17 protein-coding genes are annotated in these 17,611 nt (G+C 34.2%); 11 read left to right on the forward strand and 6 right to left on the reverse strand.

The features are described 5' to 3' along the window. From LS72_RS05985 to LS72_RS06000, 4 genes are all read left to right on the forward strand, one after another. Positions 1 to 1,053: an NAD-dependent epimerase gene (locus LS72_RS05985; RefSeq protein ID WP_034552305.1), complete on the forward strand. Its 1,053-nt coding sequence runs from the start codon at positions 1 to 3 to the stop codon at positions 1,051 to 1,053. Positions 1,054 to 1,131: 78 nt separating this feature from the next. After that, entirely contained in the window at positions 1,132 to 1,863 is a 732-nt protein-coding gene (gene kdsB / locus LS72_RS05990; protein ID WP_034552307.1) for a 3-deoxy-manno-octulosonate cytidylyltransferase, read from the forward strand. A gap of 8 nt (positions 1,864 to 1,871) precedes the next feature. Continuing rightward, positions 1,872 to 2,462 carry a GTP cyclohydrolase II gene (gene ribA, locus LS72_RS05995; RefSeq protein ID WP_034552310.1) on the forward strand — a complete coding sequence of 197 codons (591 nt, stop codon included), beginning with the start codon at positions 1,872 to 1,874 and terminating at the stop codon, positions 2,460 to 2,462. A gap of 8 nt (positions 2,463 to 2,470) precedes the next feature. Next, entirely contained in the window at positions 2,471 to 3,697 is a 1,227-nt protein-coding gene (locus tag LS72_RS06000; protein WP_034552313.1) for a molybdopterin molybdotransferase MoeA, read from the forward strand. A gap of 180 nt (positions 3,698 to 3,877) precedes the next feature. Here LS72_RS06000 and LS72_RS06005 read toward each other — a convergent pair whose 3' ends face one another. Genes LS72_RS06005 through aroB form a run of 5 tightly spaced genes read right to left on the reverse strand, consistent with a single transcriptional unit; the run spans position 3,878 to position 9,823 of the window. Further along, positions 3,878 to 4,201 carry a hypothetical protein gene (locus LS72_RS06005; RefSeq protein ID WP_034552316.1) on the reverse strand — a complete coding sequence of 108 codons (324 nt, stop codon included), beginning with the start codon at positions 4,199 to 4,201 and terminating at the stop codon, positions 3,878 to 3,880. After that, positions 4,188 to 5,864 (reverse strand): AAA family ATPase, encoded by a 1,677-nt coding sequence (locus tag LS72_RS06010; protein WP_034552319.1) that lies wholly within the window; start codon positions 5,862 to 5,864, stop codon positions 4,188 to 4,190. The genes LS72_RS06005 and LS72_RS06010 overlap by 14 nt, the downstream gene beginning before the upstream one ends. Then, a complete protein-coding gene (gene mtaB, locus LS72_RS06015; RefSeq protein WP_034552321.1) occupies positions 5,851 to 7,137 on the reverse strand; it encodes a tRNA (N(6)-L-threonylcarbamoyladenosine(37)-C(2))-methylthiotransferase MtaB in 1,287 nt (428 codons plus the stop codon). Before mtaB ends, LS72_RS06010 begins: the two co-directional genes overlap by 14 nt. Then, entirely contained in the window at positions 7,134 to 8,801 is a 1,668-nt protein-coding gene (locus LS72_RS06020) for a mechanosensitive ion channel domain-containing protein (protein WP_034552323.1), read from the reverse strand. The genes mtaB and LS72_RS06020 overlap by 4 nt, the downstream gene beginning before the upstream one ends. Next, positions 8,798 to 9,823 carry a 3-dehydroquinate synthase gene (aroB, locus tag LS72_RS06025; RefSeq protein ID WP_034552326.1) on the reverse strand — a complete coding sequence of 342 codons (1,026 nt, stop codon included), beginning with the start codon at positions 9,821 to 9,823 and terminating at the stop codon, positions 8,798 to 8,800. Before aroB ends, LS72_RS06020 begins: the two co-directional genes overlap by 4 nt. A gap of 142 nt (positions 9,824 to 9,965) precedes the next feature. Between aroB and LS72_RS06030 the strand changes: the two genes are divergently transcribed. Further along, entirely contained in the window at positions 9,966 to 10,301 is a 336-nt protein-coding gene (locus LS72_RS06030; RefSeq protein WP_034552327.1) for a DMT family transporter, read from the forward strand. A 1-nt stretch (position 10,302) separates the two neighbouring features. Next, a complete protein-coding gene (locus LS72_RS06035; RefSeq protein ID WP_238700733.1) occupies positions 10,303 to 10,614 on the forward strand; it encodes a DMT family transporter in 312 nt (103 codons plus the stop codon). A gap of 19 nt (positions 10,615 to 10,633) precedes the next feature. On the opposite strand, the gene LS72_RS06040 is transcribed toward LS72_RS06035, so the two are convergent. Next, a complete protein-coding gene (locus LS72_RS06040) occupies positions 10,634 to 11,107 on the reverse strand; it encodes a peptidylprolyl isomerase (protein WP_034552332.1) in 474 nt (157 codons plus the stop codon). A 209-nt stretch (positions 11,108 to 11,316) separates the two neighbouring features. Here LS72_RS06040 and LS72_RS10845 point away from each other — a divergent pair, with 209 nt between their 5' ends. The 5 genes from LS72_RS10845 to LS72_RS06065 all read left to right on the forward strand — a co-directional run bounded on the left by LS72_RS10845 (position 11,317) and on the right by LS72_RS06065 (position 17,329). After that, positions 11,317 to 12,039 (forward strand): hypothetical protein, encoded by a 723-nt coding sequence (locus LS72_RS10845; protein WP_034552335.1) that lies wholly within the window; start codon positions 11,317 to 11,319, stop codon positions 12,037 to 12,039. A gap of 61 nt (positions 12,040 to 12,100) precedes the next feature. Beyond that, on the forward strand, positions 12,101 to 14,593 hold the full coding sequence (gyrA, locus tag LS72_RS06050; RefSeq protein WP_138155175.1) for a DNA topoisomerase (ATP-hydrolyzing) subunit A: 2,493 nt from the start codon (positions 12,101 to 12,103) through the stop codon (positions 14,591 to 14,593). Beyond that, positions 14,593 to 14,997 carry a hypothetical protein gene (locus LS72_RS06055; RefSeq protein WP_034552337.1) on the forward strand — a complete coding sequence of 135 codons (405 nt, stop codon included), beginning with the start codon at positions 14,593 to 14,595 and terminating at the stop codon, positions 14,995 to 14,997. Before gyrA ends, LS72_RS06055 begins: the two co-directional genes overlap by 1 nt. After that, entirely contained in the window at positions 14,994 to 16,292 is a 1,299-nt protein-coding gene (locus LS72_RS06060) for a sigma-54-dependent transcriptional regulator (protein WP_034552339.1), read from the forward strand. The genes LS72_RS06055 and LS72_RS06060 overlap by 4 nt, the downstream gene beginning before the upstream one ends. An 8-nt stretch (positions 16,293 to 16,300) precedes the next feature. After that, entirely contained in the window at positions 16,301 to 17,329 is a 1,029-nt protein-coding gene (locus LS72_RS06065; RefSeq protein WP_034552341.1) for an aspartate-semialdehyde dehydrogenase, read from the forward strand. Positions 17,330 to 17,611 lie beyond the last annotated feature (282 nt).

The following is a 17,611-nucleotide window of genomic DNA, read 5'->3' on the forward strand; positions in this document are numbered from 1 at the left end:
ATGAAATTTTTAATCACAGGAAGTGCGGGGTTTATAGGCTCATTTTTAGCATTAAGGCTTTTAGAGAGAGGTGAGGAGGTTGTAGGCTTAGATAGTATTAATGATTATTATGAGGTAGCAATTAAATATGGCAGATTGCAAAAGGCAGGAATACCACAAGAATTAGTGGCATATAATACTTTAGCACAAAGCAAAAAATACCCAAATTATCGTTTTATCCAGTTAAATTTAGAGGATAAAGAAAATCTTTTAAAACTTTTTGAAAATGAAACATTTGATAAAGTTTGTAATCTTGCCGCACAAGCGGGTGTGCGTTATTCACTCCTTAATCCCGATGCTTATATCCAAAGCAACATTGTAGGTTTTCTAAATATTTTAGAATGCTCTAGACATTATGGGATTAAGCATTTAGTGTATGCTTCTAGCTCTTCGGTGTATGGATTAAATGAAAAAATGCCTTTTAGCACCAGCGATAATGTCGATCACCCTATTAGTCTTTATGCTGCTAGTAAAAAGAGTAATGAGCTTATGGCACATACTTATTCTTATTTATTTAATCTTCCTACGACAGGTTTAAGATTTTTTACGGTTTATGGTCCTTGGGGGCGTCCTGATATGGCATTATTTCTTTTTACAAAGTCTATTTTAAAGCAAGAGGCGATAGATGTTTTTAATTATGGTGAAATGCTAAGGGATTTTACTTATATTGATGATATAGTAGAGGGTGTAGTTAGAGTGCTTGATAACATACCTAAGCTAGATTCTACTTGGAATCCTAAAAATCCAGACCCCCATAGCTCTAAAGCACCTTATAAAGTTTATAATATAGGCAATAATCATCCTGTCAAATTAATGGATTTTATAGAGATTTTAGAAAAGGAGCTTGGAATAGAAGCAAAAAAAACTATGCTCCCCTTACAAGCCGGAGATGTTCCTGCTACCTATGCCGATGTTAGCGATTTAGTCAATGAGTTAGGCTATAAGCCTAGCACTTCTATTAAAGTTGGAATAGCTAATTTTGTCGCTTGGTATAGAGATTTTTATCAAATCTAAAATATCTTAAATTATGTTGTTTTTAGTCTTTGTGTGTTAGAGTTCGCCTTTTAAATTCTTAATATATGTTAGGTTTTTATGATTATTATTCCAGCAAGATTGAAATCTACCCGCTTTCCTAATAAGGTTTTAATCCCCATTGGGGGAATCCCTATGGTTATTCGTGTAGCAAAGATTGCTCAAGAAGTCGATAGGGTTGTGGTTGCAACTGATGAAGAAGCGGTAAGAGAGGTTTGTAAAGATTATGGGTTTGAAGCTATTTTAACCGCTAAAAATCATGAGAGTGGAACAGATAGGATGGCTGAGTGTGCTAGAATCTTAGGATTAGCTGAGGATGAAATGATTATTAATTTACAAGGTGATGAACCCTTTATCGAAAAAGAAGTGATACAAAGTTTAAAGAATCTTATGGCAAAAAAAGCTAAAGAGAGTGGAGAATTACCCTTTATGGGGAGTTGCGCTAAAGCTATTAGCAAAGAAGAAGCAAAAGATTGTAATCTTGTTAAAGTGGTTGTAAATGCTGCTAATGAGGCACTTTATTTTTCACGCTCTCCTATCCCTTATGATAGGGAGGATAAAATAGCTAATAGCACAAATAGCTATTGGGGGCATTTAGGTATTTATGCCTTTAGTGGGAAGAGTTTGCAAGAATTTTGTAAGCTCCCAAAATCTACCTTAGAGGAGATAGAAAAACTCGAGCAATTAAGAGCTTTAGAGTATGGAAAGTGCATTATAATAGCAAAGGTTAAAAGCAAATCTTTTGGTATTGATACTCCAGAGGATTTAAAAAAGATAGAAAAATATTTATAAGGAGTAAAATGCAATTAATAGAGGTTTCTAAAGAAGCTAACTTACCAACGAAATTTGGGGATTTTAAAATCCAATCTTTTAGAGAGAAAAAGAGGGTTGGAGATGAGGTTTATTACTTAGATCATCTTGTGATAAAGAGTGAGGAACTTCCTAAGATTCCACTTGTTAGAGTGCATTCTGAGTGCTTAACAGGTGATGCGTTGCAGAGTTTAAAATGTGATTGTGGCGGTGAACTAGAAATGGCTTTAAAAAAGATAGCTAAAGAGCAAGGAATGGTAATTTATCTGCGTCAAGAAGGTAGAGGCATAGGGCTTTTTAATAAAGTCAATGCTTATGCCTTGCAAGATAAGGGTTTAGATACCGTGGAGGCAAACTTAGAATTAGGGTTTAAAGAGGATGAGAGGGATTATTCTGTGGTGAAGTTTATCTTTGAATTTTATGCTTTAAAGCAAATTCGTCTCCTTACCAATAATCCTAAGAAAATAGAAATTTTTAAGCAGATGGTAGGGGTTGAGAGAGAGCCAATTATTATCCAGTGCAATCGACATAATGCACATTACTTAGAAGTAAAAAAAGAGAAAATGGGGCATTTACTTTAGGAAGTTTTATGGAAGAGAAAATCACCTATGCAAGAGCAAAAGAAATACTGCAAAATCAAAAAATATCGCCCAAAGGCTTAGAAAGAGTGTTTTTATATGAATCTTTAGGGAGGGTTTTAGCTAAAGATATTTTTGCTAGTGAGGATATGCCAGAGGTTGCATTATCAAATATGGATGGATATGCCCTAAGCTCTACAATGATAGAGTTAAGCAAAGGGATTTTTACAATACTAGGTGAAAATCCAGCAGGGAATGAAAAAAAGGTAGAATTACCTCTTACCCAGCCTTATGCTATTAAAACTCTAACAGGTGCAGCAATACCCCATAATGCAGATATATTAGTTCCTTTTGAAAATGTGAATATTAAAGGAGAAACTTTAGAAATCAATGCATTTCCTAAAATAGGGGAGTTTATAAGAAATATCGGTGATAATTATAAAAAAGGTGAGAAACTCTTAAGCCAAGGAGTGAGGCTAAATGCTAATCATATCGGGCTTCTTGCAAGTTTAAATCACATCTTTGTAGAGGTTTTTGAGAAACCAAAAGTTGGGATTTTAGTCAGTGGTAATGAGATTTTAGAAATTGGAGAATCTAAGAATAATCCCCATTGCTTCTATAATGCTAATGGGCATTTGCTTTATGCTAAAGTTAAAGAAAATGGAGGGATGCCTAAGCTTTACCCTATTTTAAAAGATGAGAAATTTAGCATACAATCTTGTTTAAAAGATGCCTTAGAGGAATGTGATTTGGTTATATCAACGGGTGGAGCTAGTGTTGGGGATTATGATTTTATACAAGCTATTTCTAAAGAGTGGAGTGAGAAGATAGTCTTTAGGGGGGTTAGGATTAAGCCCGGGCAACATATTATTTATGCGCATTTTCATAAAAAGCAATTTTTTGGTTTGCCTGGATTCCCTAATTCTACTTTAGTAACCTTTGAGCTTTTTGTTAAAGCAATTTTAACAAAACTTTGTGGAATGCCCTTTAAAGAGGAGATTGTAGAAGTTACACTTCAAGAGGATTTGCAAAAAGGCGATAAGAGATTAGAATTTAGGGTCTGCAATATTAGGCATACAAGGGGTAAGATTTCTATAGATTTTGAAGGTAAAAAAAGCTTTCAAAGTGCGATTTTAAATAATTTTTGTCCTTTAGATAATGCAAGAGTAGGATTAGCGATTTTAGAGGGTAATAAGCTTAAGGGAGAGAGGATACCTATTATTTTATTAAACTGCTAGCATTGCAGTTGGGAAAAGCAAACTTAGTTCCGCTCCTGCTTAAGATATTTTTACAAAGGAGTTAGCCCTTATAGTGCTTTTACTTAGCTTTGCACTTAGTATCAAAGATACTAAAAGGAGAGGTTATATATCCCCTTACAATCTCACCATTGTTTTTTATACTATAAAAGAATTTTTAAGCTAGAGATTATAATAAAGCACCATTCCTAGTTGGCTTAAAGCTTTAGAATCTTCAAAACTTAAATCCTTTTTTCTTAGGAAAAAATAACTCTTACAACCATATTTTTGAATATTATCAAGGGTTTTTAGTTCTTGCTTTGAAAGTAAAGAAGGGAGAATAAGCGTTAAAGTTTGGATTCTTTGGTGCTTTTTGAGGGTTTTATAGGCATAATCTATCGCATAAACACAATGCTCTTTTACCCCAACAACGCTAAAGGGTGTTAAAAGCTCTTTAGGGATGAGGGATAAAAGCCTATATGTGCCAAAGCTTTTAAAGGGTGGCATTGATTAATTCCCCAATTTCTTGGTATTCTAATTTTTCATTTTGTAAAAGTTTTTGTTGGATGGTATTAAGAAGATTTTGGTAATTTTTAAAAAATTCTATACGTTCTATTTTGCAATTTTCTAAAATCCTTAAAATATCTTCTTCACTGCCTATAAGGTATTCCCCCATTCCATAGGATTCAACCATTTTTTTAGCAATGTTTTTGGCGATGTTTAAATCCTCTTTAGAATGTGAGTAGTATTCATCATAAAGTAGCTTTAATGCTGCAACCCCCGAGAGATGCACTTTGATTTGGTTTTCTAATTCATTTTTGCTTGAAAATTCTTTATCTAAGTATTTTAAACCATCACTCATTAAAGTTGTTTTCTCAAAAGGTATTTCTAAATGATACGCACTAAAGGCTTTTGCTGCTTGATAAAAAGCTAGAATTTCTTTTTCTTTTTCATTAAAGCTTAGTTTTTTCTTTACCCCTATCATCACCTTATCACGCACACTTAAAATATCTTCTTTTTGGATAATTTTAGAATCCCTCTTGATCGCATTCAGTGCTGCCTCATTAATGAGTGAAGCGATACCAGCTCCGCTAAACCCTACGCAAAGTCTTGCTACCTCTTCAAGATTAAAATCATAATTTTTATCCCTACAATGCACTTTTAAGATTTTAATCCTCTCTTGCAAATTGGGTAATTCAACAAATATTCTCCTATCAAATCTTCCACTTCTTAGTAAAGCTTCATCCATAGAATCCATATTATTGGTTGCCCCAATTACTATAACGCCCTTACTATCTTCAAAGCCATCCATTTCTGTTAGGAGTTGGTTAAGCGTTGCTTCTCGCTCATCATTACGCATACCTCCTCTTGCTTTACCCACTGCATCAATCTCATCAATAAAAATAATAGAGGGTGCATTAAGCTTAGCTTTAGTGAATAAATCCCTTACTCTTTTTGCCCCCATACCGACATAAATTTGCACAAAGCTTGCACCACTTTGGTAAAAAAACGGCACACCAGCTTCCCCTGCTAAGGCTCTAGCGATTAATGTTTTACCAACTCCAGGTGGTCCTATTAGAAGCACTCCTTTTGGGAGCTTCACTCCAAAGTTTTGGTATTTTTGTGGAGATTTTAGATAATCAATAATTTCTTCTAATTCCTCCTTAGCTTCACTAATGCCAGCTACATCTTCAAAAGTGATATTAGATTGCGTGGATTGTATCTTAGCTAAATCAAGGCTTTGATTAATCTCGTGGCTTAGTTTCTGAATATCTTGAATATTTTTTAAAGAGAGATTTTTACCAGACTCTTTAGAGTATTGAGAGTTTTTAATTACTAAAAATAAACAAATAATAATGGCAAAAATAAATAAAATCCATTCGAAGTTTTCTAAAAAAGTAGAGTGTGTAGTAATTTCTACGGGAATTTTCTCACCAAAACTTTTAAGATCTACACTTTCTTTAGCGATTTTATAAGATTGCTGATTGATTTTAAAATATAAATAATCCCCTCTTATTTTTGCAGAATTTGGGAGCGAATCTTGCATAAGATAATGTAATTGTGAATTGCTAATGAGCATAGCATTATCCTTTAAAGAAAGAATTACTAGTAAAATCAATGCACTGATAGAAAGACAAATCCCAAAAATAAGATATTTAGATTTGTGCATAATTTTTATCCTCTTTAGCAGTAAAATGGATTACTTTTATCCAGCAGTCTTTAGAAATTGGCATTTTAGAAGTAATTTCAATTCGATTATAATATTCATCTAATCCGCTATAAAGGGTTTGATTTTCTACTACTTTTTGCGATTCTATTAAAATATTAAGAGGAGTATTAGATTGTTGGAGTTTTTGACGCATAGCAAGATTATTGTTTGCAACAATTACTTCAAGTTGTTTTTGACGCTCTTTAGCGATATTTCCTCTCACATCGCGTTTAAGCGTGCTTGAGGGTGTTCCATCTCTTGGGCTATAAATAAAGCTATGCAAATGGGTAAGGGGTAATGCCCTAAAATTCTCTAACGCTTCTTCCCAAATTTTTTGTGATTCTTGTGGATGTCCTATAATATAATCACTACCTAAAGCAAAGCCCATTTTAGAAAGCTTTTCAAAAAGTAGATAATCTTTGGAGTAAGTATTTTGGCGATTCATAAGCTTTAGCATAAAAGGAGAGGTGTGTTGTAAGGCAATATGTAAATGCCGCTCTATCTTAGGATTAGCTAATACTTCAAAGAAAGCCCCATTAATTTGTGAGGGCTCTAAACTTCCTAATCTTAAGCGTTTCACTCCATCAATTTGGCAAATATCTTGTAGTAGCGTGCTAATGCTCTGCTTAGATTCAATACCCCAACTTCCCATATTCGTTCCTGTTAAAATAAACTCGCTAAAGCCTTTTTGGCAAAGGGTGGTGATTTGTTGTAAGATTTTTTCTTTGCTAAAGCTTCTAGCCTTTCCACGAACACTAGGGATGATGCAGTAACTACAAGCGAAGTTACATCCCTCTTGAATCTTAATAAATGCACGACTCTTTCCTATAAAATCTGTGATGATTGTAGAATCGAGATTTTCTAAATCATCTTGTAGATAAAAGCTTTTTGATTGTTTAAGTAATTCATTGATTTGTTCTTTAAAAGAATGTCCAAATACCCCAAATACAAGCCCTTTTTGCAAAAGAGATTCTCCTTGAGTTTTGACTCCACAGCCTGTAAAATAGATTTTTTTTCCCTCATTTTGGAGGCGGTTAATATAGTTTCTTACTCCACTATCTGCCCCATTAGTTACTGTGCAAGAATTTACAATAATAATATCGCTATCTTCTTCATAGGGGGTTTGTATAAAATCCCTTAAAGCATTCATCATAACTTGTGTATCAAAAAGGTTAGTGCGACAACCAAAAGTCTTGAAATAAACTTTAGGTTTTCTTAAGGTATCAGCTATCATAAATCTCCTTGTATGGGAGGAATAGAACCATCATTTATAGGGATATTTTTATCTCCGCTATAATAAATAGTAGTGCTTGGGTAGGCAATTTCAATCTCTTTGGTTTTAAGGATTTCATTAATAATCTCTGCACTAATGTTGCTTCGGAGTGCTAAAGTTGCAAAGGAATTTGTGAGATACCATACAGAAATTCTAATACCATTGGGTTCTAAGAAACTATATACACGAGGTTCAACACTAAGGTTGCGTAAAGTGTAGCGATTCCTTAATTTATTAAATTGCTTCCTTGTAGATTCTGTATAGCCTTTAGCATATTTTCTAGCACATTCTCTAGCGATATGGCAAGCTTTTGCGTGGTCAGATTGAAAAGTTATGGTGAAGTCTATGCCATCCCATACGGTTTGCATACCACTATGGCTATAATTAGAAAACATAGTGGTAAAGACGAAATTATTAGGGATAAATATCACTCTCCCTGCACGGCGATTTTCTTTATAAGAGGTTAAAGTAACATCTTCATATAAAATAATTCTTAATACTGAAATATCTAAGACATCCCCTACATACACTGCCCCATCTTTGATAACCTTTATCCTATCCCCTGCATGCACGGCTCCACCAATAATAATAACAAACCACCCTAAAATTGACATAAACAAGTCTTTCATTGCAATGGCTAAACCAGCAGAGGCAAATCCAAGCACAGTTACAAGATAGCTAACATTATCCAAATAAGAAAAAAGCAATATTACAATAATTAAAGTAATGTTTAAAAAGTTAATAATCTTATTAGCAGTATAAATCCTTTCGTTATTATGGATATATTTACGCACCCCTAATTTTGTAAAAATGGCAATGGCTGTAAGGATTAAAAGAACAATTCCAATATAAACCCCTTTGAGTGTTTGTGCTTTAATTTGTGCCCTTAATTTTTCTATATTTTCTTCTGCCTCTTTAGAAAAAATCCCAAAAGTTGTTGAGAATATATTTTGTGTAGCCTCTAAAACTTTTATAGTCTCTGCATTATCTTGCAAGGCTTTGAGAATGGATTGAGGATTAGAAAAGAGGCAATAATTAGTTGTGCAAATTTGCGTTAATTGTTCTTTATTTTTAGAGTCTTTAAAGACTTTTAAAAGAGTGTTTAAAAGAATTTCCTTTTTACGGAGGTTATCTAAAGTCTCCTCTAAGGTTTTGTAATTAGTTTTGAGCGTTTCTATTTCTTGCTTACTCCTTTTGATGTAAGAGAAAGCTTGAATGATTAAAATAGGATTAGTTACATTAGGAATCTCCCCTAAGTTAGTGCTCTCGATTAATTCTATAAAAGGAGAATCCTTATGAACTTCTAGGAGGCTTTTTTGCTGATTAAGTGTGTTGAGATTTCTCTCTAGGCTAATAAGCTGACTTTGTGTTTCAAGGGTTTTTGGTTGTGCTTGTAGGGAGGAGACTTCTTCTTGAAGTTTGGTAATATTAAAAATAACTTGTTGGTAAGTTTGGTAGTTAGAATATTTTTTTAGCCAAAGATTATTAGGATTATTTGAGATTTTATCAATGCTTTGGATTTCTTGGTCTATTTGTTGAATGATTCTTATTTCCTCTGCACTGCTAAGTGCATAAAGCTTGATACAGCTAAATAAAAGAATGAAACTATAAAATAATAGTTTCATTCTTGAAATTCCTTGAGTATTTGCATTAATAAGTCTTTGGAGGTATCTTCTTTAAAGATAAAATCCCCTATCCCCTTTGGCAAGACAAACTTTAATTTGTTGTTAATGCTTTTTTTGTCCAGGAAAAAGGCTTGATAAAAGGTCGTAATATCTTTAATCTTGTAAGTAGTGGGTAAATTGTTTTGTTTGAGGATTTGTAAAATTTCTTGATATTGTTGTTGAGTGATGAGATTTAAACGAAGTGCTAAGGTATTTGCCATAACTATTCCAATACTTACCGCCTCTCCGTGCAAATAATGTCCATAACCACTTTGGGCTTCAATGATATGCCCAAAGGTATGCCCATAATTTAAAGCTGCCCTAATCCCTTTTTCTGTCTCATCCTCTCTTACAACTTGAGCCTTAATGCTTACAACTTTATAAATACATTCTAAAAGATTCTTAGAATCTTCCCAATTTGTTGTTTTAAGGGAGGTAAAAAAGTCTTTATCAAAACAAATTGCCATTTTGATAATTTCTGCTATTCCTGCGTTAAATTCTCTCTTAGGGAGTGTTTTTAGAAAGTGGGTATCAATATAAACCGCTTTGGGTTGGTGAAAAAGCCCAACAAGGTTTTTACCAAATTGATTATTAATGCCTGTTTTACCCCCAACACTAGAATCAACTTGTGCTAAGAGTGTGGTAGGGATTTGGATAAAATCAATCCCACGCATAAAAATTCCAGAGGCAAAACCTACTATATCGCCGATGACTCCTCCGCCAAAAGCAATCATTAAGGAATTTCTATCTAAGCGATGATTGAAAGCAGATTCTAAAATAAGTTCTATACTTTGCATATTTTTATAAGTTTCCCCATCTTGCAGGCTTAAACAATAGACTTCATTAGCTTGAATTTTAGAGAGTAAGAATTGTAAATGCAATCCTGCAATTTTTGGATTAGTGATGATTAATACTTTCCCTTTATGGGAGATATTGGGTAAAGCACCAAAGGTGATAGAGTAGTTAGGCAGGGTAATTTGCATAGGGATAATTGCCTTTAGCTTAAGTAAAATTTACTGAGAATTTTAGCGATTTTTTGTTTTATTTATCCTTTATGTTATAATTTATCACTTATGGGGAATGGGGATTTATAATTTATTTAGTAGTCTTAGATAAGGGTAGAATATGTTAAAGGCTTGGATTTTTTTATTTTTAGCGATTTTTTCTGAAGTATTTGGCGTTTCTATTGTTAATTATTCACAAGAGGATAATAAAGCTTTGGTGCTATCTATACTCTTTATTAGCATTGCCATTGCGTATTATTGTATGTCTTTATCCCTAAAAAAGATTAGCGTAGGCATGGCCTACGCGATTTGGGAGATTGTAGGCTTAAGCCTTATTACAATTATTGCTATTTTTGCATTTGGGGCAGAATTAAAAATGCAAGAATATATAGGTTTAGCATTAGCACTCCTTGGAATTGCACTAGTAAATTTTGGAGAGAAGCCTAGCAATGTTTAATATTTACTTACTCTATGTTGTTTTAGCAGCCCTTTTAGATGTTTTTGCAAATCTTGCATTGAATAAGTCTAATGGGTTTAAGAATCTTAAATGGGGAATTTTATCGATTTTGTTAGTTTGGTTAGCTTTTTATCTCTTAGTATTAAGTTTAGAGGGAATGAAGCTTGCCATAGCTTACACGCTTTGGGGAAGTATAGGGATTTTAGGAACTACACTTGGGGGATGGTATTTTTTTAAACAAAAGCTTAAACCCATAGGTTGGGTTGGAATTTGTATGATTATCCTTGCAGTTATTACTCTAAAAACCGCTTAAGTTTTTAGAGTTTATCACTTTAAACGATAATGGTTAAGATAATATCTCCCTCTTTAAGAGAATCTAAGACTTTCAAGCTTTCTTTATCTTCTATTTGTCCAAAGATAGTATGTTCCCCATCAAGATGAGGTTGGGGGGCAAAACAGATGAAAAATTGACTTCCGCCAGTATCTCTTCCAGCGTGTGCCATAGAAAGGGTTCCTTTTAGGTGTTTATGGGGATTGTTTTCTAGCTCACAGGCAATACTATATCCGGGTCCTCCTCTTCCACTCCCTTCAGGACAACCTCCTTGTGCGACAAATCCAGCAATTACGCGGTGAAAATTAAGATTATCATAAAACCCACTTTGTGCTAAAGAAGCAAAGTTTGCTACAGTATTTGGTGCTTCATTGGGGAAAAGTCTAATGCTCATATTACCTTTTTGTGTTTTTATCATAGCAAATTGCAATTTATCAAGGACTTCTTTACTAGTATCAAATGTTTTAGTTTTCATTGGGATTCTCCTTTAAGTTTTCTAAATTTTTTATTATTTAAAGATAGATATTATAGACTATAAAAGCGTTAAAATTATAATTTTTACTAAAAATTTAGGATTAAATTAAAAGAGTGCTTATGGTTATGAAAATATAATAGTCTTGGAATAATATTTAAAGAAAGTTATTGTAGTATTGGGATTTAAAACTCTACTGACAAGGGAATAATATGCCTAAGATTATTTTGTTACTTTTCTTAGCTGTAAATCTTAATGCAGAGTCTTTATACCCTTCTTGGTTAAGGTATGGTGTAAAGATTGTTACAGACTTTGGGATGTATAATGAAATAGAGGGTTATGGAATTATTATTAATGATGGCTTAATCATTACAAGCGCACAAAATGTTTATCAAAATAGCAAAGTAGGGAATATCCTAGTTTATGATACAGAAGCCCTAAACAATCCCATTGCTTGTCTTGGTTATGCTAAAGTCTTAGCCTTAGATACAAATTTAGATTTAGCGATTTTGGCAATTTCTACCTTTACAGATATTTATTGTAATATTCTTCCGCAGGGAAGTTTTCGGGCATTGATTTTTGAAGAAAGTTTTTTAAATCTTTTAGAAGAATCTCAAGATTTTACTTTAGATAAAAATGCGGATATTTCTTATATCATGATTGGTAATTGGCTAGAGTTTCAAAGAAAAATGATGCCCTTAGGAAAATTTATGACTTTATTACAAGTCCAAAAAGAAAATTTTTTAGGAATGCCTATTTTCGTAAAGAGTAAGGATTTTTTTGTAGAAGATTTCTTTGCAGGAATTATTACTGGAAAGGTGCAAAAAAAAATTTTAAAAGCTAAAGAAATTGTGCATTTTCTTTGTGAAGTTAATAGTAAAACTACCATTTTTCAAGCATACCCCTCTATCCAAACACATTGTTATGCTAATTAGCAAGATTAAAGTAAAATGAGGGTAGAATCTAGCCACATTTTTGTATTTTTAAAGGGAATAAATGTCTGATTTGCTAAACCAAGATATTCAAAATATAAATATTGAAGATTCTATTAAAGAGAGTTATCTTGATTATTCTATGAGTGTTATTGTAGGGCGTGCATTACCTGATGCTAGAGATGGTTTGAAACCTGTCCATAGAAGAATACTTTATGCAATGTATGAACTTGGGGTTACTTCTAGGGTTGCTTATAAAAAGTCTGCAAGGATTGTAGGGGATGTGATAGGTAAATACCATCCTCACGGAGATACTGCAGTTTATGATGCATTAGTAAGAATGGCACAAGATTTTTCTATGCGTCTAAGACTTGTCGATGGACAAGGGAACTTTGGTAGTATTGATGGGGATAGTGCTGCGGCTATGCGTTATACCGAAGCAAGGATGACTCAAGCTTCTGAAGAGATTTTGCGGGATATTGATAAGGAGACTGTGGATTTTCTCCCTAACTATGATGATACCCTAAAAGAGCCTGATATTCTACCTAGTCGTCTTCCTAATCTTTTAGTCAATGGTTCTAATGGAATTGCGGTAGGAATGGCTACAAATATCCCCCCACATAGAGTAGATGAGATTATAGATGCTCTAGTTTATATGATTGATAATCCCAAAGCAGAGCTTGATGAGATTTTAAGATTTATTGAGGGACCAGATTTTCCAACAGGCGGAATTATTTATGGTAAAAATGGGATAAGGGAAGCTTATGAAAGTGGTAGAGGCAGAATTAAGATTAGGGCAAAAACCCATATTGAAAAAACCAAAACTAAAGATGTGATTGTGATTGATGAAATACCCTATCAAGTCAATAAGGCACGACTTGTAGAGCAAATTGCTGAACTTGCAAAAGAAAAGGTTATTGAAGGCATTTCTGAAGTAAGGGATGAATCTGATAGAGAAGGGATAAGGGTTGTTATTGAGTTAAAAAAAGAGGCAATGAGTGAGATTGTGCTTAATCACCTTTTTAAATCTACACCTATGGAAAGCACTTTTGGCATCATACTCCTAGCCATTTATAATAAAGAGCCTAAAATTTTTACTCTCTTAGAGCTTTTAAATTTATTTATCTCCCATCGTAAAAGTATCGTTATCCGCCGCAGTATTTTTGAGCTAGAAAAGGCAAAGGCTAGAGCGCATATTTTAGAGGGTTTAAGGGTTGCCTTAGAACATATTGACGCTATCGTAGCACTTATCCGCTCTAGTAGTGATTCTAAAGTGGCTAAAGAGGGATTAGTGAGTAAGTTTAATTTAAGTGAGATTCAAGCCCAAGCAATTTTAGAAATGCGGTTACAACGATTAACTGGTTTAGAGCGGGATAAAATAGAAAATGAATACCAAGAACTCCTTAAAGAGATTGAATACCTAAGCTCTATTTTGAAAAGTGAGGAACTCTTAAACAAAATTATTAAAGAAGAATTACTAGAGATAAAAGAGAAGTTTTCAACGAAGCGATTAACCGCTATTGAAGAAGACTATGAAAGTATTGATATGGAGGATTTAATCCCTAATGAATCCGTAGTTGTTACTATGAGCCATAGAGGTTATGTTAAGCGAGTTCCAGTTAGAACCTATGAAAAGCAAAATCGTGGTGGAAAAGGTAAAATCTCTGCGAATACGCACGATGATGATTTTATTGAAAGTTTCTTTGTCTCTGATACGCACGATACGATTATGTTTATTACTAACAAAGGACAACTCTATTGGCTTAAAGTCTATAAGATTCCAGAAGCAAGCCGAACCGCTATTGGTAAAGCTGTCGTAAATCTTATTAATCTCTCTCCTGATGAAAAGATTATGGCAACTATCACAACTAAAGATTTTAATAATGATAAATCTATTGCCTTTTTTACCAAGAATGGAATCATTAAGCGAACGAATTTAAGTGAATTTAAAAATATAAGAAGTGTCGGGGTTAGGGCTATTAATCTTGATGATAATGATGAGTTGGTTACTGCTAAAATTATTTCTTCAGAGATTAAAGAAATCTTAGTAGTTACTTATGAGGGAATGTGTGTGCGATTTGTTGTAGAGGATGTTAGGGAAATTGGTCGTGCAGCAAGAGGGGTTACTGCTATTAAGTTTAAAATGTTAAAAGATTATGTGATTGGTGCAACGATTATTGCTAATGAGAATGAGGAGATTTTAAGCGTTAGTGAAAAGGGTATTGGCAAAAGAACAGAGGCTAACGAATATCGAATCACCAAAAGAGGCGGTAAAGGGGTGATTGCTATGAAGCTTACCCCTAAAACAGGAAAATTAGTAGGTGTTGTGAATGTTGATGAAAATATGGATTTAATGGTGCTAACAAGCAGCGGTAAGATGATTAGGGTAGATATGCAAAGTATCCGCAAAGCAGGTAGGGCTACAAGTGGAGTGATTATTGTAAATGTCAATGATGAAAAAGTAGTGTCTATCGCACGATGCCCTAAAGAAGAAAAAGAAATACAAGAGAGTGATGAGGATATAGGTTTGCTAGGAGCAAATAACAAAGAGGAATAATGCAAAAGATTATTTTTGTCCTCTTTTTGTCAATGCCATTTTATGCTTCTGAATATATCTTTTCCTATCAACTAAATGTGAAAAATGGCATAATTTTAAAAGAAAAGTATTATTTCTCCCCTACAATGATAGGGGCAAAGGTGCTAAATAAAGACAAGAATCCTAATAAAAAATGTGAAATCTCTCATTTAGCAAGGAGCGAAAAAGAGTTTTTAAAAGAGCATAAAGAAGAGATTTTAGAATGTTTTTTTGCTTGGGGGATTAAGTTAGAGGATAGGACAAAAATGCAGCATTTACAAAGCCAATCACTAACCTTTTTATGGATACCTCCAATGCGTATCCAAATAGAGTTTGAGAGCGGAATCGCAACGATTTTTGCTCTTAAGAATAAGGAGATGAGATGAAATTAGCTATTGTAGAAGATGATATTAATATGCGAAAATCTTTAGAAATTGCTTTAGGGGAATATAAAGATTTTGAAGTGATAAGTTTCAAAAGCGCAAAAGATGCCTTAAAAAAACTTGATGATTCTATCGATTTGATTATTACAGATATTAATATGCCCCAAATGGACGGATTAGAATTTTTAAAAACCCTCAATGGTCGTTATGAAGCTTTGATTATAACAGGAAATGCGACTTTAAATAAAGCTATTGATTCTATCCGCCTAGGGGTCAAGGACTTTTTAACCAAACCCTTTGAAGTGGAAACTTTAGTAGAAGCGATAAAGCGGGCCAAGAAAGCAAAAGAGGTCATCGCTAAATCTCCCAAAAAATCCGCTATTTCACAAAAACAAAGTTTTGTTGCTACTTCAGCAGCATTAGAAAATATCCTAAAGCTTGTGAATAAAGCCGCTAAAACAGATGCTTCTATGTTGTTATTAGGGGAGAGTGGTGTAGGAAAAGAACTTTTTGCAAACCATATTCACCAAAACTCTTTACGGCACAATTCCCCCTTTGTAGCTATTAATATGGCAGCCATTCCAGAGAATTTATTAGAATCAGAACTTTTTGGTTATGAAAAAGGTGCTTTTACAGACGCTACAGAGGGTAGGGCAGGGAAATTTGAAATAGCTAATGGAGGAACACTCTTTTTAGATGAAATTGGAGAAATGCCCCTTGCATTACAGGCGAAATTATTAAGGGTTTTGCAAGAGAGGGAAGTTGTTAGGCTTGGGAGTAGTAAGCCCCTTAAGGTAGATATTCGATTTATCGCAGCGACTAATGCCGATATTCAAAAGAAGATTAAGCAAGGAGAGTTTAGAGAGGATTTATTCTTTAGACTGCAAACTATCCCCGTGCATATCCCTCCATTAAGAGAGAGAGAAGAAGAGATTATTCCGCTTTGCGAATGGAAGTTAGAGCAAGTAGATTTACAATATGGTATAGGAAAGAAAAAATGGGGCAAGGGTGCAAAAGAGCAGCTTTTAGCCTATAATTGGCCAGGTAATATTCGAGAACTTTTATCTGTTGTTGAGAGGGCGGCTATTTTGTGTGAGGAAGATACCATTATGCCAGAGGATTTATTCTTAAGCTCAAGAGAGAGCGGAGGGGCGAAAAAGATAGCAAATTTAGAAGAGGAGTTGCTTTATGAAGCTTTAAAAAGTTGTGATTCAGATATGGATAAAGCCGCCTCCCTTTTAGGGATGAAAAAGGAATCTTTTATGCAGAAAATGGAGCAATATAATATTAAACTATAAGGAAAGTGATGAAAAAGTATAATGTAGCTGTAGTGGGTGCCACAGGGGCAGTAGGTGAGGAGCTTTTTAGGGTATTAGAGAAGAGGGATTTTCCTATTGCAGAGCTTATCCCTCTAGCAAGTGCTAGAAGTGTAGGGAGAGAGATAGAATATCAGGGCAAAACTTATGCCATAAGGGAGCTTACCCATAAAGTCTTTGAAGAACAAAAGATTGAAATCGCATTTTTCTCTGCAGGAGGTAGTGTGAGTGCAGAATTTGCTCAAAGTGCAGCTAAATCCGGTGCGGTAGTGATTGATAATACAAGCTATTTTAGAATGCAAGAAGATGTGCCTCTAGTTGTCCCAGAAGTTAATCCTAAGGATATTGGTTTATGGGAAAAAACAGGGATTATCGCAAACCCTAATTGCTCTACTATCCAAATGGTTCAGGTTTTAGCCCCTTTGCATAGAGCCTTTGGGATTAAGCGCGTAGATGTTAGCACTTACCAAGCAGTTTCTGGTGCGGGTAAAAAGGGAATGGAAGAATTAGTAATACAAATGCAAAAATTCTTTGATTTCAGTTTGGATTCTTGTGAGGCTAAAGCATTTCCTCATCGTATAGCCTTAAACCTTATCCCACAAATTGATGTGTTTTTAGAAAATGGCTACACCAAAGAAGAGATGAAAATGGTAAAAGAGACTAATAAGATACTCCATAGTGATTTTGAAGTGAGTGCTACTTGTGTGCGTGTGCCTATTTTGCGTAGCCATAGTGAATCTATCACGATAAGATTTGAAAAAGAGGTGAGCAAAGAAAAAGCTCAAGAGGTATTAAAACAAGCCCCCTCTTTAGTCCTAATAGACAATCCACAAGAGGGCAAATACCCTATGCCTACCCTTGCTACGGATACCGATGATACCTATGTAGGGAGAGTGCGTGTAGATAATTATGACAAAAAGATACTACACCTTTGGTGTGTAGCTGACCAGTTGCGTGTAGGGGCAGCAACCAATGCTATAAGAATCGCGGAAAAGTGGATAGAAAACTATCAAAAATGAGTTTATATAAGTTTTTTGCAGTAACCAATACGATACCATTAAAATTAATTTAATCTTTATTGAATTAAAATACCTAAAATCAATTATTAATTTGGTGTTTTCATAATATACAAGGAGAATAACCTATGCAAAACTCTACACTTACAACCTCAATACCCTGCGGGGGGGGGGGGGCAATAATACTCCTCTAAGAAGCCAAGTCTTACATTCTAAAACAAATTCTAAAGTCAATGCTAAAACTGCAAATACTATAACTTTACAATCTCATACAAAAGATTCTAC

It is taken from the genome of Helicobacter apodemus, from assembly GCF_000765745.2.
In the GTDB taxonomy this organism is placed as follows: domain Bacteria; phylum Campylobacterota; class Campylobacteria; order Campylobacterales; family Helicobacteraceae; genus Helicobacter_D; species Helicobacter_D apodemus.